We start from the raw sequence: 15,418 nt of genomic DNA on the forward strand, positions 1-15,418 counted from the left end.
CAAGGAAAACCCGCCAAAAATTGCGGATACGCAAAGACTACAGGGCAAACAACAAAACCCGATACCCAGCAGATACACTAATTTTGATCTCGTAAGCATCTTTACACCCGCGATAATTCAGGGCAACCGATACAGTTCCATTACAAAACAGTGTCTCTGTAAGGTTGGCTGAATGACTGCGCCCCCCTCCCCGTTTTCCAACGTCGTACCCACTGGCGCAGTCAAACCCGCACACAAGCGCCCATATGGGCACAAAACAGGACCAGCACCCGCAGACTTGCCGGGCAGGAACGGCACAGCAGACGCCCCCATGAGCACATTGCTGATACAGCAGGCCAAGCGGCTTTTTGCCCGCACCTGCCTGTATGGCTCCATGCACTGGCGTTTACCTGCCACGCTTGGCGTGCCAGCCCTTGCCATGGCCGCCACGCCCACTTGGGCAGCCGATGCAAACAGCACCACCACCACACAGACCCAGAGTGAGCAGGAGGCAAAACCGCAGTGGTACACTGGCTCCCTTGTCTCCCCCTCCGGGGCCATGACCAAAAAAGGCATGATCGCGTGGGAACCGTACATGACCTACAGCCAGCCGGTTGGGCAGTTTAACAGCAATGGTGTGAGCCAGCCCATGCACCCACGGCAAAAGGCCGTTAGTAACTTTACGCTGTATAAATACGCAATTACGGATGCGATCAGTATCCAGCTGACCCCCGTTATCGAGTATCGCTGGAAAAAAGGTGACAACACCAGCAGCGGTTTAAAGTTTGGTGACCTGCCGGTGGACCTGATGTGGCGTTATGTGGATGCAGACCCCAAACGCTACATACCCGCCCTGAGCGTTTTTGCAGGCATGGCCATGCCTACGGGGGATTATAACAGGCTGGGCCGCGCGCAGGATGGTGTGGGTGCTGGCACCTACACTTTCCGTCTGGCGTTAACAGAACAATCCACCTACACACTGCCCGGCCAGCATGAGCTACGGTTGCGGGTATGGAGCACCTTCCGGCGTGCGGTCACAACCGCACACCTGCATGACGTCACCAGCTATGGCACATCAGCAGGTTTTAAAGGCCGGGCACAGCCGGGAATGTATGGCGAGAGTGGTTTTTCGCTCGAATTCGGCATTAACCAGAAGTGGGTTCTGGCCCTTGATCTGGCGCGGGACTGGTCCAACGGCTCCCATTTGCGGGGCACAACCGCCACTGGTAAAAAGGTTGATACCATAGCCCAGTCCTCCGGTGACTGGCAGATTGCTCCTGCCATTGAGTATAACTGGTCCCCCCGTTTTGGGGTTATTGCAGGTGTGTCCACTTACTTTGCCGGCCACAACACGGGTTTGGACGTATCACCCCAGGTTGCGTTTAACAGTGTCTTCTAACACTTAATGCAATACAAAACAGAACGGCGGAAAGAGAACTTTCCGCCGCCTGCATAAAACACCTGTATATTCTATGTCTTTTACAAAGACGGAGCAGGCCCCTTAACAATGGATGCCAGATCATCCGGGCGGATCCACTGGCGGAATGCGGCCTGCACATCTGCGCCGGTTGCATTGTAATAGGCCAGTGCCCCGCGGTCCGCATTATCCAGCGGCAGCCCCAGATCGGTCAGATGCAGGTACTGCGCTGCAATCCGGTCCAGACTGGCGCGGGCCAGAGGAATACTCCGCAGAAGTGACGCCTTGGCCAGAGCCAGTTCATCATCCGAAGGAGGGGCCGACTGCATGGCCTTGATGTCCCGCACCGCAGCGGCCTGTGCCTTGCCGACCTTATCGGGGTCTGCGCCGTAATTGACCGTGTACAGGCCACGGGTGCGCCCCCACTCGAACGCGCTCCCCACTGTGTAAACATACCCGGTTTTAACACGCAGGTCGCGGTACAGGCGGGAGGAGAACAGACCGCCCCCCAGCACCTCATTCCCCAACTGGAGCATAAAGTGGTCGGGCTGGGCCGCAGTCAGGCCCAGTGTTTCGGCCAGAACCACTTCGTCCTGCACACTGCTCTTATCTGGCACCTGTGCGTGGGATGCCTTGCTTAGGGGCACGGCTGGCAGGTCAATATCGGGTGCGGGGCCATCAGCTTTCCAGCCCCCGAACGCCTGTTCCAGCACAGCCTGTGCTTTTTCCGGGGTTACATCCCCGGTCACAACAATGGTTGTTCTATCTGGCCGCCAGACTTTTCTGTAATAGGTCTGCACGTCATCACGCGTCACACTCATGATGGATTGCGGTGTGGCTTCGCGCAAAGTGGGGTCTTTGGGCGGCAGCACAGCCATTTTTATGGCCCGGTTGAACAGATGGTCAGGCGAGAGTAGTTCCCCTGCCTGTGCCTGTGCCGTCTGCTGGCGCACAACCTGAAAATCCTTGTCTGCAAAAGCAGGATGCAGCTCGTTATCAGCCAGCAGGGCAACACCTTTTGCAAAATCGGGTGTCAGAACCTGAAGGGAGAAGCTGCTCCCCGCACTTTCCCATGCAGGAATATCGTCCAGCGCTTTCTGGAAAGCCAGCCGGTCATACTGCGTAGTTCCGTAGGAGAACAGGGCTTCGGTAACGTCATTCACCCCATCCTGCCCTGCGGGCTGCTGGAGGGAGGGTGTCTGCCGGACCTGCCCGCTGAGCTGAATGGTATGGCTGACATGGGCCGGCCAGACGATCAGCTTGATCCCGTTGGACAGGGTGCTCACATAAGGCTGGGGTGTGGGTTCAGGCTTGTCCAGCTTGAGCAGGGCTTTTTCTGCCCAATCCGGCAATTTGACCGGCTTATCGGGGGAAGACGCAAAGGACTCAGCCCCGCCAAACCCTTTGCCCGACACAGGATTACCCGAACTTTCCGGCGTGAGTACGGCAGAAACCGCATGGGCCGGGTTAAGCAGGGTGGCAGCCAGTTTGTTCACCGCCTCTGGTGTTACGGCCTGATACGCGGCAACCAAATCCCCCGGTGCGTCCAGCCCCTGAAAAGCCAGCGCCGTGGACCAGGTGGAAGCCAGACCGCTGACCGAATTGGCAGCAAACTGCATTTGGGCAATCTCGCGCCGTTTGGCTGCTTCCACCAGATCAGCCGGAACGCCATTCTTGCGAATAGCCTCCAGCACACCCCGCATATCCGCCATGGCTTTTGCCGCATCCCCCCCTTTGGGGAACGCCGCCAGAGCAAGCCCAAACCCTGCTTCCTTTTTGGGGGCGTATTCAAACCCGGCAAACAGCGCCTTGCCCTGTGGCACAAGGTCGTACAGTGCCCCACGCTGGCTGGCCAGCACATCGGACAGAATATCCGCCGTGGCGTAATCGGCAGCGGAAGAACCCGGCATGGGGAAGGCAAGTGTTGCAAACCCTATGGGGTAATCCGTTGCCAGCGTAAGCGTTTTGGCCGGTGGTGGCACGGGGGAAACCTTGTGCCGTGCAGGTAATGTTTTACGTGGAACACCGCCAAACGCATCTTCTACCTGTTGCAGGGCGGTAACCGGGTTTACATCCCCCACAATAACCAGAATGGCGTTATTGGGCGCGTACCATTTTTCGTAAAATGCGCGCAGGTCAGCGGCTTTTGTTCTATCAAACGACGGGCGCGTGCCCAGCGCATCATGCTCGTACGGTGTGCCTGCGAACAAAATGGCCTGCAGCTGTTCAAGGTAACGGTAGGCGGGGCTGGACAGGTCGCGCGAGACTTCCTGCTCAATGGCACCCCGCTCCTTGTTCCAGTCTGCCTCGGACAGGGTCAGCCCGTTCATGCGCAGGGCTTCAATCCTGAGCAGCACCGGCAGGTCACGTGCCTGAGCAGTGTAAAAATACTGGGTAACGTCCTCGGTCGTGTCTGCATTATAGCTGCCGCCAAGGCGTGTACCCACGGCCGCGAGCTGGTCCTTGTCCAGCCCCTTGCTGCCACGGAACATCATATGTTCCAGCGCATGCGCCGTGCCGGGAAAACCCTTTGGCACCTCTGCCGACCCAACCAGATAGTTGATTTCCGTTGTGACCACCGGTGCCAGCTTGTTGGGCACGATCACAACCCGCAAGCCATTGGGCAGGGTTGCCCGCACGACCTGCGCACTGCTGAGCGAAGGCGGCACCAGTTCCGATGGCATGGAAGGCGCTGCCGCCTGCGCAAAGGCACCAACGGGCGAGAGCGCGCTACCACACAGGGCCAGCCCGGCAACAAGTGCGGCACCCCGCGCGCGGGAGATGGTCATTTTACGGAAAATCATGAAAAATCCTGTGTCCTGTGGAAAACGGCAAAGGAAAAATGCCTAGTACCCCATGGCAGGCAAAGGCAGTTTTTTGGCGAGAGCAGACAGCTTGTGCCGCCGCAGCTCGGAGCGGGCTTTGGCATCCTCGGTCATGTAATTGAGCTGAATGGTATAGCGCGACCCCACAAACTGCTTGTGCCCGTGCCATGTTGTCGGCCCGTTGGGGAAGATGAGCAGTGTGCCATCCACAGGCTGCACTTCCTTTGCATAATCCTCAATATCATGCGGGCCACGCAGCAGGCGCAGACAGCCTTCCTGCTTTTCCCAATGCGGGCCCGTAGGGTTCAGGTAAAGCAGAATGGTTACGCGCTTGGCCAGAGAGTCCGTGTGGATGCGGCCATCCTTTTCCCGCGTGCGGCCACGAATGGTCAGCATGGAAGGTGCTGTATCCAGGTCAAGGTTCAGCTTTTTGGCAATGATCCGGCGCAGCTCCGGGCCTTCCATCTCACGCACTAGTGCCTGCACCAGCGGGGCAAGCTTAAGTGATTGTGGAGGGAAAGACCCGCCTGAATGAATGGCAGGCAGACTGGCGAACAGTCTGGGCAAGTCATCCTGACGAATAAAGTGCGGCACCATAATATGTGTAAATGGCTCTGCGCAGACAGGAGCCTGCGTTAGTGCCGCATAATCGGGCCGGATGGTGGATTCTGACGTGGTCATACCCTGTTGTCCGCAAAAGTGAACCTGTTAACCGCCGAAACGGTAGAAGGGTTGCGCGGCATAAACAAGAGCCAGCCGTTACGAGCGCCGTTTACTGCGGCCCTTTCCGGGTTTTGGCTCATACCCCCCGCCACCCGGCCCCAAGGGACGCGGGACCTGCCCTTTGCCAGCGCCCTTGCGCCCAGCCCCGGCTTTTGGGGCCGGAGGGGGCGGCACGTCCAGCCCGAGTTGCAAGGCTTCCAGCCTTTTAATTTCATCACGCAGGCGGCCTGCTGTTTCAAACTCCAGCTCGGCTGCGGCATCGCGCATCCGCTTTTCCAGCCCGGCAATGGTGGCACTCAGGTCCTGCCCCACAAACTCGGCCACCCCGCTATCTTCATCCGGGGCGACGGTCACGTAATCCTGCTCGAACACGGAGCCTACAATATCCCCAATATGCTTGCGCACACTCTGGGGTGTAATGCCGTGCTCTGCGTTCCACGCCATCTGTTTTTCCCTGCGGCGCGCGGTTTCTTCCACTGCGTAGGTCAGGGAGTCGGTCATTTTATCGGCATACAGCAGCACGCGCCCATCCACGTTACGCGCAGCACGGCCTATGGTCTGGATGAGCGATGTGCGGGAGCGCAAAAAGCCTTCCTTATCCGCATCCAGAATGGCCACAAGCGCACATTCGGGAATATCCAGCCCTTCGCGCAGCAGGTTAATGCCGATCAGCACATCAAACGCGCCCATACGCAGGTCACGGATAATTTCGATCCGCTCCAGCGTATCCACATCGGAATGAAGGTAACGCACCCGAATACCGGCTTCGTTCATGTAATCGGTCAGGTCTTCGGCCATGCGCTTGGTCAGGGTGGTTACCAGCACGCGGCTGCCCTTGGCTATGGTCTCGCGGCATTCGGCCAGCAGGTCGTCCACCTGATGTTCCACAGGGCGGATAACCGTTACAGGGTCGATCAGGCCCGTGGGGCGAATAACCTGTTCTGCAAACACACCGCCTGTGCGCTCCATTTCCCACGGGCCGGGTGTGGCGCTGACAAAGATGGTCTGGGGGCGGAACTTGTCCCACTCCGCAAAATTAAGCGGCCGGTTATCCAGACAGGACGGAAGCCGAAACCCGAAGTCTGACAAAATGGATTTACGGGCAAAGTCTCCACGCTCCATGCCGCCAATCTGGGGCACGGTCACGTGGCTTTCATCCACAATCAGCAAGGCATCTTCTGGCAGGTATTCAAACAGGGTTGGCGGGGGATCGCCCGGTTTGCGCCCGGAGAGGTAGCGTGAGTAATTCTCAATTCCCTTGCACACACCTGTTGTTTCCAGCATTTCCAGATCAAACGTGGTGCGCTGGTCCAGTCTTTCGGCCTCCAACAGTTTGCCTGCATGGGTAAACTCATCCAGCCGGGTGCGCAGTTCGTGCTTTATACCTTTTATGGCCTGATTAAGCGTGGGCCGTGGCGTAACGTAATGGCTGTTGGCGTAAATGGTAATTTCCTGCAAATCAGCCGTTTTATCACCTGTCAGCGGGTCAAACTCTATAATGCCGTCCACTTCATCCCCAAAAAGGGAGACGCGCCAGGCCCTGTCTTCGTTCTGGACAGGGAAAATATCCACACTTTCCCCCCGCACACGGAACGCACCGCGCGCAAAGGCTGCATCGTTCCGGCGGTATTGCAGTTCCACCAGACTTTTGATCAGCTTGTCGCGGTCAATCTCGCCCCCCAGCTCCAGCTTGACCACCATGCGGGAGTAAGTCTCGACCGAGCCAATACCGTAAATGCACGAGACAGAAGCAACAATAATCACATCATTACGCTCAAGCAGCGCCTGCGTGGCGGCATGCCGCATACGGTCAATCTGCTCGTTAATCTGGCTGTCTTTTTCAATATATGTATCAGAACGCGGCACATAGGCTTCGGGCTGATAGTAGTCGTAATAGCTGACAAAATACTCCACGGCATTATTGGGGAAGAACTGCTTCATCTCCCCATAAAGCTGCGCGGCCAGTGTTTTGTTGGGTGCCAGAATAAGGGTGGGCTTCTGGGTGGCCTCGATCACCTTGGCCATGCTGAAGGTTTTGCCCGAACCGGTAACCCCGAGCAGGACCTGATCGCGCTCCTGCCCTTCCACGCCCGCGACCAGTTCCTTGATCGCCTGTGGCTGGTCCCCTGCCGGTTCATATTCGGAGACAACCTCCATCCGGCGCAAACGCGGGCGGGCGGGTTGCTGCTCCGGCACAAACGTAACAGGCGGCAGGCTTGCTGCCCGCTCGCTCAGAGAAGCCCGTTTTTTGCCACGCGCGGGCGGCGCAGCGGAAGAAGATGAAGCACCCATGCCCACAAGATGGGCAACTCTGCTCCCCTATGCAAGAGAGCAGCGGCAACGACCCCGCACAATTCCACAATCCCCCATGCAAGAGAGGGAGAGATGCCCCCTCCCCTGCATGGCAACACCTGTACCCCCAACCATAGGCAAGGACACAGGTCCGGTTTTATGAGCGGGCGGGAGGTGCCATAAATTCCGGCCCCACAGGGTCGGTAATAGCTTTGTCCAGAATGGCATCAATGGCGGCCATATCGTCCTTGCTGAGTGTCCAGCCAAAGGCATCCTGCACGCCGGTAATCTGCTCGGGCTTTCTGGCCCCCCACAGGGCAATGGTTGGGCCCCGGTCCAGCACCCAGCGAATAGCCAGAGCCAGCAGGCTTTTGCCGTGCTGCTCGGCAATGGTTTTAAGCCCTTCCACTGCGTTCAGATACTGTGCGAAGCGAGGCGGCTGGAACTTGGGGTCCACCTTACGCAGGTCATCCCCCGTAAACACGTGATCTGCTGCCATTTTACCCGACAACAGCCCCCGGCAGAGCGGACCATAGGCCAGAACAACCAGATTATTGCTTACGGCATAAGGAAGAATGTCTTTTTCAATCTCCCGTTCAAACAGATTATAAGGTGGCTGAATAGCCGCAACCGGTGCGAACTTCCTAAACTCATCCATTTGTTCGGGGGAAAAATTACTTAGCCCGAGTGCGCGAACCTTGCCGCTCTGCACACTTTTTTCCAGTGCCCGCGCGGTTTCCTCAAACGGGGTTTTGGGGTCCGGCCAGTGCACCTGATAAAGATCAATATGGTCTGTGCGCAACCGCTTGAGCGATGCGTCCAGTTCCTCTTCAATCCGTGCTTTTCTGCTATCGCGGAATACGTGGCCATCCTGCCAGTCCAAGCCTACCTTGGTTGCCAGCACCACCCGGTCACGCCGCCCTTCCAGCGCCTTGCCCAGAATTTCCTCCGAATGACCAAACCCATAGACCGGTGCGGTATCAATCAGGTTTATGCCAACATCGAGTGCTTTATCTATTGTTTTTGCGGCATTGGCATCATCAGGGCCGCCCCACATAAAGCCACCCATGGCCCATGTACCCAGGGCAATACGCGAGGCCGGTTTGGGAATACCTTCAATTTTTATAAATTCCGCCGTCACGTTTACTCTCCTTGACTATGTTCTGCACCAACAGGCCTGTTACGGCACCATTGCCACACCTTACCCATTAAACACCGCATCTGGATAGAGATGCAGTGTTTTGCTGCAAAGATGGGTTGACCTGCATGCACACCCCCCTACACTACAGGGCCATGAACGCTCCCCCCTTACCCGTATTACCCCGCGTTGGCGTGCTGGCCATTGTGCGCCGTGGCTGTAATTTTCTGCTTGTCCGGCGGGCCAATGCGCCCGATGCGGGCTTATGGGGCTTTCCCGGTGGCAAGGTGGAAGGGGGAGAAACCTTTTTCCGCGCTGCGGAACGGGAGCTTATGGAAGAAACTTCCTTACAGGCCCATGCAACATCTTTAGTAGATGTGTTTGATAGCTTGCATTATGCGCCCGATGGCACGCTGGCTTTTCATTACCTTATTCTTGCCGTGCTCTGCACCGAACCACAACCGGCCCTGACTACCCCCATTGCGGGGGATGATGCACGGGAAGTAAGGTGGTTCAGTTACGAGGAAATCGCCCAGCTTGGCCCAAAAGCCAGCGCACGCCTGCACACACTTGCAAAAACTATCATGCAGGCACAGCCATGATCGTGAAAAACCAGTATTCAGAGTAACGCGCGCTGCATACACTCTGCACCAGACATCTGCTTTTGAACGCAGGGCTTTTCAACACCGCATGGAATATGCAGTAAATATTCGGGAAAAACCTGAAAAACCCTTAAATCCAGTTGCTTTTTTTAATCCGACCCATACCCACACACAGCCCAGCAAGCACAACCAGTGCAAACACTGCCCCCATAACAGCCATGGAAACAGGCAAGCCGGGGATCAGATATGTAGGGGCATCACACGGTTTGGATGGCACCAGCGGCATGGAGGCCCAGCGCTCGGCCAGTGTACGCCCCACAACATGGGCCGCATGGCAGGCAGGGAATGGGCTTGGCCACCACTTCCACTCAACGCCCGCATGGCAGATTGCAAGCCCTTCCGCCGCTAGCAGAACAGGCACACATGCCCACAAGGCACCACGCCCCATACGGGCAGGCAATACAGGGGCTACAACCCCCAGCACAATCAACACCCGCCAGGGCCAGCGTTCCCACAGACACAGCTCACACGGCATAATTCCAAGCCTGTGCTGCGTCCACCAGGCAACGCCAAGTGCGGCAAAACCGGCCAGAATCATAAAAAGCGCAACCGTGCTCAGCCGCATGGTTTTTTTCATGCTGTTCTTACCTCAGACATCGCCGCAATAAACGACCGCGCCCAGCTTGCCGCCGTAACACGCCATACTTCCGCCCGCAGGCGCTCCCAGCGCACCCGGCGCTCGGAGCCGGATAGACTTAACGCCTTATGCAGGGCTGCTGCAATTTCATCCGAATCATGCGGGTTGACCAGCAGGGCATCTTCCATATCCGCCGCAGCCCCGGCAAAACGGGACAAAATAAGCGTGCCGGGGTTCTCGGGGACCTGGGCAGCGACATATTCCTTGGCCACAAGGTTCATCCCGTCACGCAGGGGGGTGACAAGTGCCGCACTGGAAAGCTGGAAAAAAGCCGCCAGCAGTTCCCGCGGGAGCGGGTGAGTCAGGTAGCGCACGGGGGTCCAGTCAAACGCGCCGTATGTGCCGTTAATATGCCCCACAATCTGGTCCAGTTCGGCCCGCAGGCTCTGGTATTCCGGCACGCTCCCGCGTGAAACCGGCGTGATCTGGAGATACGTGACCTTACCCCTGTATTCAGGGTAGCGCTTAAGGAATGTATCGTACCCGCGCAGTCGCTCCGGCAGACCTTTGGAATAATCCATGCGGTCCACACCAATAATCAGCGGTAGACCGCGCAGGTCCTGACGCAGGCGCTGCACCTGTGGCAGGCTCTGCCCCTCATGCGCACAGGCTGCAAAACTGTCCGGATCAATGCCAATGGGGAACACCCGCGCCTTGGCCGGAATACCCAGAACCGCAAAGGCCTCATTCATATTCCGCGCGTCATCTTCGGTCTGCACGCCAATCACATCATAGGCACGCAGGTCGCGCATCAGGGCTGGGGCCTCTGGCAAAGAGCGCATCAGGCTCCATGGCGGAAAAGGGATGTGCAGAAAAAAGCCGATCCGCGCTTTGACTTTTAAATCACGCAGGGCCTTGCCAAGCGGGAACAGGTGGTAATCATGCACCCAGACCATGTCATCGGGTTTAAGCATGGGGGCCAGTCTGGTCGCGAACAGGGTGTTCACACTGGCGTAAATCTGCTGGTCATGTCGGCTATAGTTCATAAGCCCGGCCCGGTAATGGCACAGGGGCCAAAGAATACCGTTGGAATACCCCTGATAAAACCCGTTATATTCCTTATGGGTCAGCCCTATGGTGGCGTAGGTTACGTTGCCTACCGTGTCCACGCTGAGTGTTCTGTCCGCGCCGTCTCCGCCTATCTGCTGGCCGGACCACCCAAACCACAGACAGGGGTGGTCCTGAACAGCAGCCCTAAGTGCCACAGCCAGACCACCTGCTGGCTGTTTACGGTCACGTACTGCTGGTACCCTGTTGGAAACAATGACCAGCCTCTGCATGCTTACCCCCTTCCAGCAACAAGGGACGCCAGCCAGGCCCTGAACACCGCAGGTGTTGGAAAATCTGCTGGAATACGGAAGAAGGCACCGCCCATACGGTGGACTGCGGCCATGCCGTCCTCATCCGTTACGTCGTCCCCCACAAAAACAGGTTTACGCCCCGCAAAGGGTGCGGTTTCCATCAGCAGGGAAACCGCATAGCCTTTATCCACCCCGGTCGGGCGGATTTCCCATGCCATTTTTGCTGGCTGGAGCGTAAAGGCCCCATCGGATTCCCTGACCCAACGCTCGGCAGTCTGGCGCAATACTTCTGCTTTTTCGGGTGCTGCACGGTAATGCAGCACAAAACCACCCTGCTTATGCTCCAGCCGAGTGCCCGGCAGGGTCGCCAGCAGGTCGGATGCCTGCACAAGCCAGCGCTGCGGCATGCTCGGCAGCACCGCGCGCTCAATGGGACCACCGGGGCGATGGCGGATGGCCACGCCATGTTCCCCTGCAACCGCAAATGGAACATCACCCAAAAACTGGTCAATCTGGTCAATCGGGCGGCCGGAAATAATCGCCAGTGCGTCCCCACAGGCCGCACGCAGGCGGCTCAGGGTTTCCCGCAAATCGGGGGGAACCACCACAGCTTCGGGCGTTGGGGCTATGTCCACCAGAGTACCATCAAAATCCAGCAGAAAAGCTGTCTGGCTCAAAGGAGGAATTTTAAAACGGCTATCCTGCGCAAAGGAAGAACCAAACACAACGCACCTCTTGATTGTCTGTTTGCAGCGCTGGGCAAAACCCGCATGCCGTGTGTTGCGCTACGCAATGAATATGATTTTTAACCCGCAGCCTTACCTTTAATAGGCCCCATCGCTATCCGGCTGGAACGGGTTGGCATTATCCGGCGCGGCAGGGCGCGGGGCAGCAGGTGGCGCCACAAGGCCCGGCGGAGTTGGCTGGGCCGGCAGGGTTTGCGAGCCCTGGCCCATGCCGGCACCCTGATCAACCGGGGCGGCCTCTGGCAGGGGTGGGGGGGCTACGGGTTTGGGCAAGGCGGGCAGGAAGGGCGCCATGTCATCCCCGGCACACTTGACCATCCGCACATCATAAACCGAACTTTCCAGCACCCCGAGCCCGGGCTCGGCGGCCAGCATCCAGCCCTTAAAGGTAGCTCCTCCGGGGTGTGTATCCTGTATTTCCAGCCAGGCGGCGGCATCGGGTGCCCGAGTTGGCGGGCGCTGGAGGCAGCGGCGAGCCAGAATATCCAGATTTTTGTAGTGTATGGCCTCGCCCCCAACCGGCACGGACAAGACCTCCACATGGGCGTCCAACCGGTCCAGTACGCGCACAACTGCCGTACCCTTACCCTGCCATGTGCCAGCCGGGTAAACAGCCGGGGGAGCAAGTGGCGTACCCGTGGCACAGGCTGCACCACCATAACCAGCCAGCCCAAGCAGACCCGTGGCCAGCATACGGGCACACCGCCCACGGAGTAGCAACATCATGCGCCTGCCACCTTGGGAGAGGAAAGAGAGGTAACAAGCTCTGCCAGACGCTCACGCATAACCTGTTCACTTACCCCCATGAGCACCGCATCCTCAAACGCATCGGCCAGCACCTGCTGCACTTCCTGCCAGTTCTCTTCCAGCATGCGCAGTTTTTCCTGGCACGTAACGGGTTGCCCGTCTTCTTGCGGCCATATGCGCAACGCCGTCATTGTGTCCGCCTTAATCATGTTCGTCTTGCTAAACCGTTTTTATGTCTGTTTCAGGGCAGATTTGCGCCATTGCCCTCATTCTGCCCGGCTGCGGCATCCTTGTTCGCGCGGGTCAGTGTATCGGTCACAGAGAAAATAAACTTGCTCAGGAGTTGTTCCAGACTGATCGAACCCTGTGTCTGGCTGATGGTGCCACCTGCGGGCAGGGTTTTGTCATCGCCACCGGGGGAGAGAGCAATGTATTTGCCACCAAGCAGGCTGTCGCTGGTAATAATAGCCGCTGTATCAGCCGAGAGATGAATGTCCGGGCGCACGGTAAAAACCACATGCGCCTTGAAAGTCTGCGGGTTTACGCTTTCGCTCTGCACGGTGCCAACCGTTACCCCGGCCAGCCGCACGTCCGAGCCAACACTCAACCCGTCTACGTGCGAGAAGTCGGCCCCAAGCTGGTAGCCAACCGTATCTGTCTTGCGGCCTTCGCCGACCACTGCTGCAGCCAGCATGCCTGCCAAAGCCACCAGCACGGCTGCGCCAGTCAGAAGCTCCGCCAGACTGCGCCGTGATTTTTCCGCCATTGCCGATGCCATGAACTACGTACACTCCCTGATAAGACAAACCACTCTAACAGGGAATGTGCCGCAAATCACGCCTTGGGAACACTCTCGGGTGTCCATGCTTCATAATCACCGGTTGCGGGCGGGTGCTGGCCCGTTGCGTACAGGCTGCCCTGTGGGTGATAGGCCTGTGCGGTGCCGGTCATGTTGGCCTGATGGGGCAGTTGCCAGGGCTTGCGCTCTGCCTCGGCAATCGGGGCATCAAGCGTGTGGTGCAGCCAGCCCCACCATTCCGGCGGCACAGCGGAGGCATCTTCCCCTTTCAGGTAGATAACCCAGCGCTCGGGGCGCTCCGTGCCCCCACCCTTGCGGGCCGGGCCGGTGGATTCGTAATAACAGCGACCATCGGCATCCTTGCCAAACAGCCGACCCTTCCGGCGCGTATGCAGCCATGTTCCGAAATTTGCCATGGAAGCGATGATAGGACTCCGCGCACCCCGCGGTCCATGTTTTATCGCAAACTCCCCGATCAACCGCGCGCGAGCGGGAGGATGTAAAAGTTATCCCCCATATCCTCATTTTGCAGGGTGATAACGGAGTGCCGGACGTGTTTTGTCGGGTTACGCGGTGTGTGTGCGCAGCGGTAACATGCCACTCATGACAACAGCCAGACGCCATTGGAACGGTGTGCTGATGAGCACACTGGACGCCGCAGCAGACCCGGACGCACCGCTCCGCTCCGTAACGCTGCCCGCAGAGTGGGATGTGGATGCCGCGTCCGCACTTGCCCAGCTTATGCCGGGCGACGGCCCGCTTGACCTGCCTACTCTTGCGTCACGCTGGATTACGGCCCTTGCGCTGGACGAGGCCTCTACCCGCTCACTGGTATGGCTGCTGCTAACGCGCCAGGCCGCACCGGTGGAAGCCGTGTGGCACTGCGCGTTCGACCGCCCTGCGGGCTTTGTGGTCAACCTGGCAGCCTTTGTCTCCCCCGGGGAAGGGTTTGCCGCGCGCACCTTTGTAGCCGCACTCAAGCTGATCTGCGCGGTACTGCGCCAGACGGCACTCAACATGGCCGACCAGCGCAATGGCGACCTGCTACTGCCCGACCTGTTTGTGCCCACCCCCTCCGCTGGCACAGATGCCCCACCCATGCAGGCCGCAACTGCGGGGGACATCCTGCTGACCAACATGGATGCCTGCCTTGCCGGTGTTGGTCTGGATTATGATAGCGAAGATGGCCGCGCCGCCGCCTGTGCCATTACCGCACTGGCCACACTGACTGCCCATGCAGGACGCGGCCCGGAGTCCCTGCCCCTGCCGCCCGTACGCACCGTACTACCCGGGCTGGGCGAGACCCTGCGCGCGGTCTGGAACGAAGCCGCGGTAGAAACCGATGCCCCTCTGGCCCCGATCGAAACAGGGTTTTCCACCCCCAACCCCGTAGACGGCCTGCTTGGAGTGGAAGCGTGCGGTCTGGCCCCTGTTTTTTCCATGCTCCGGCCCGATGGACGGCTGGCCAACAGCACCCGGCAACGGCTGGACATCCGCGGCTTTACGGTAGAAACCGCACTGGCCGCAGCCCTTGCGGGCGAGACTGTGCTGCCCCAGCCCGGCCCCAAGGCGCATCTGGCCATGTACCGCGCACTGACCGGCTTTGCGGACCGCATGCCCGCACGCCCAGAAACCCTACCCACCCCCGTAAAGCTCCGGCTCGAGCGGGGCATGCGGCGGATTCTGCCCGCACGGCATGGCGGCTTTACGCAAAAAACCACCATTGGCGGGCACCGCCTGTTCATGCGCACAGGGGAGTATGAAGACGGCACACTGGGTGAGCTGTCCCTGACCCCCACGCGGGAAAGTGGTATGGTGCGCGGGCTGATGGAAAGCTTTGGGGATGCCGTAAGCATTGGCCTGCAATACGGCGCGCCGCTGGAAGCCTATGTGGAAAACTTTGCCTATTCCTGCTTTGGCCCGGCTGGCACGGTAGAGGGTGACCCGGTTGCCTCCTACGCCACTTCCATGCTGGACTATGCCTTCAGGGCCCTGTCCGACACCTATCTGGACAGACGCCTGCCCGATGGCCCCCACCAGGACAGCACGTCCGAACCGGACCCGCTGCTCCCGCTGGACCTGCCGGATGGAGATGATACGCAACCCACACGCCCACGGCGCAACCTGCGCCTGGTCTGCTAGGTCCCGGTTT

14 protein-coding genes are annotated in these 15,418 nt (G+C 58.8%); 3 read left to right on the forward strand and 11 right to left on the reverse strand.

Annotation, left to right across the window (positions count from 1 at the left end; translation table 11 throughout):
* Window positions 1-418: 418 nt before the first annotated feature.
* Entirely contained in the window at window positions 419-1,378 is a 960-nt protein-coding gene (locus ACSYTG_RS11295) for a transporter (protein WP_489783318.1), read from the forward strand.
* 80 nt (window positions 1,379-1,458) lie between these two features.
* Here the strand turns inward: ACSYTG_RS11295 and ACSYTG_RS11300 are convergent, their stop codons facing one another.
* From ACSYTG_RS11300 to ACSYTG_RS11315, 4 genes are all read right to left on the reverse strand, one after another.
* Window positions 1,459-4,200 carry a M16 family metallopeptidase gene (locus ACSYTG_RS11300; protein WP_489783183.1) on the reverse strand — a complete coding sequence of 914 codons (2,742 nt, stop codon included), beginning with the start codon at window positions 4,198-4,200 and terminating at the stop codon, window positions 1,459-1,461.
* Between the two features lie 42 nt (window positions 4,201-4,242).
* Window positions 4,243-4,902: a 2OG-Fe(II) oxygenase gene (locus tag ACSYTG_RS11305; RefSeq protein ID WP_489783182.1), complete on the reverse strand. Its 660-nt coding sequence runs from the start codon at window positions 4,900-4,902 to the stop codon at window positions 4,243-4,245.
* 78 nt (window positions 4,903-4,980) lie between these two features.
* The gene (uvrB, locus tag ACSYTG_RS11310; RefSeq protein ID WP_489783181.1) at window positions 4,981-7,236 is read right to left on the reverse strand and encodes an excinuclease ABC subunit UvrB; all 2,256 of its coding nucleotides are present in this window, start codon (window positions 7,234-7,236) and stop codon (window positions 4,981-4,983) included.
* 157 nt (window positions 7,237-7,393) lie between these two features.
* On the reverse strand, window positions 7,394-8,377 hold the full coding sequence (locus ACSYTG_RS11315; RefSeq protein WP_086646348.1) for an aldo/keto reductase: 984 nt from the start codon (window positions 8,375-8,377) through the stop codon (window positions 7,394-7,396).
* 116 nt (window positions 8,378-8,493) lie between these two features.
* Here ACSYTG_RS11315 and ACSYTG_RS11320 point away from each other — a divergent pair, with 116 nt between their 5' ends.
* Window positions 8,494-8,976, forward strand: a complete 483-nt coding sequence (locus tag ACSYTG_RS11320; RefSeq protein WP_369823039.1) for an NUDIX hydrolase — start codon at window positions 8,494-8,496, stop codon at window positions 8,974-8,976.
* Window positions 8,977-9,106: 130 nt separating this feature from the next.
* On the opposite strand, the gene ACSYTG_RS11325 is transcribed toward ACSYTG_RS11320, so the two are convergent.
* From ACSYTG_RS11325 to ACSYTG_RS11355, 7 genes are all read right to left on the reverse strand, one after another.
* The gene (locus ACSYTG_RS11325; RefSeq protein WP_233129113.1) at window positions 9,107-9,613 is read right to left on the reverse strand and encodes a disulfide bond formation protein B; all 507 of its coding nucleotides are present in this window, start codon (window positions 9,611-9,613) and stop codon (window positions 9,107-9,109) included.
* Window positions 9,610-10,953: an alpha,alpha-trehalose-phosphate synthase (UDP-forming) gene (locus tag ACSYTG_RS11330; protein ID WP_354857547.1), complete on the reverse strand. Its 1,344-nt coding sequence runs from the start codon at window positions 10,951-10,953 to the stop codon at window positions 9,610-9,612. The genes ACSYTG_RS11325 and ACSYTG_RS11330 overlap by 4 nt, the downstream gene beginning before the upstream one ends.
* Before the next feature lie 2 nt (window positions 10,954-10,955).
* Complete coding sequence (otsB, locus tag ACSYTG_RS11335) at window positions 10,956-11,699, reverse strand: trehalose-phosphatase (RefSeq protein ID WP_095349660.1); 744 nt, start codon at window positions 11,697-11,699, stop codon at window positions 10,956-10,958.
* A gap of 99 nt (window positions 11,700-11,798) precedes the next feature.
* On the reverse strand, window positions 11,799-12,446 hold the full coding sequence (locus ACSYTG_RS11340; RefSeq protein WP_489783180.1) for a DUF2155 domain-containing protein: 648 nt from the start codon (window positions 12,444-12,446) through the stop codon (window positions 11,799-11,801).
* Window positions 12,443-12,676: a hypothetical protein gene (locus tag ACSYTG_RS11345; RefSeq protein ID WP_408737426.1), complete on the reverse strand. Its 234-nt coding sequence runs from the start codon at window positions 12,674-12,676 to the stop codon at window positions 12,443-12,445. Before ACSYTG_RS11345 ends, ACSYTG_RS11340 begins: the two co-directional genes overlap by 4 nt.
* A 32-nt stretch (window positions 12,677-12,708) precedes the next feature.
* Entirely contained in the window at window positions 12,709-13,245 is a 537-nt protein-coding gene (gene mlaD / locus ACSYTG_RS11350; RefSeq protein WP_095349662.1) for an outer membrane lipid asymmetry maintenance protein MlaD, read from the reverse strand.
* A gap of 56 nt (window positions 13,246-13,301) precedes the next feature.
* A complete protein-coding gene (locus tag ACSYTG_RS11355) occupies window positions 13,302-13,682 on the reverse strand; it encodes an NADH:ubiquinone oxidoreductase subunit NDUFA12 (protein WP_086646353.1) in 381 nt (126 codons plus the stop codon).
* 178 nt (window positions 13,683-13,860) lie between these two features.
* On the opposite strand from ACSYTG_RS11355, the gene ACSYTG_RS11360 reads away from it, so the two are divergent.
* Entirely contained in the window at window positions 13,861-15,408 is a 1,548-nt protein-coding gene (locus ACSYTG_RS11360; RefSeq protein WP_489783179.1) for a TSCPD domain-containing protein, read from the forward strand.
* Window positions 15,409-15,418 lie beyond the last annotated feature (10 nt).

This window comes from Acetobacter sp. ESL1128 (assembly GCF_058505085.1).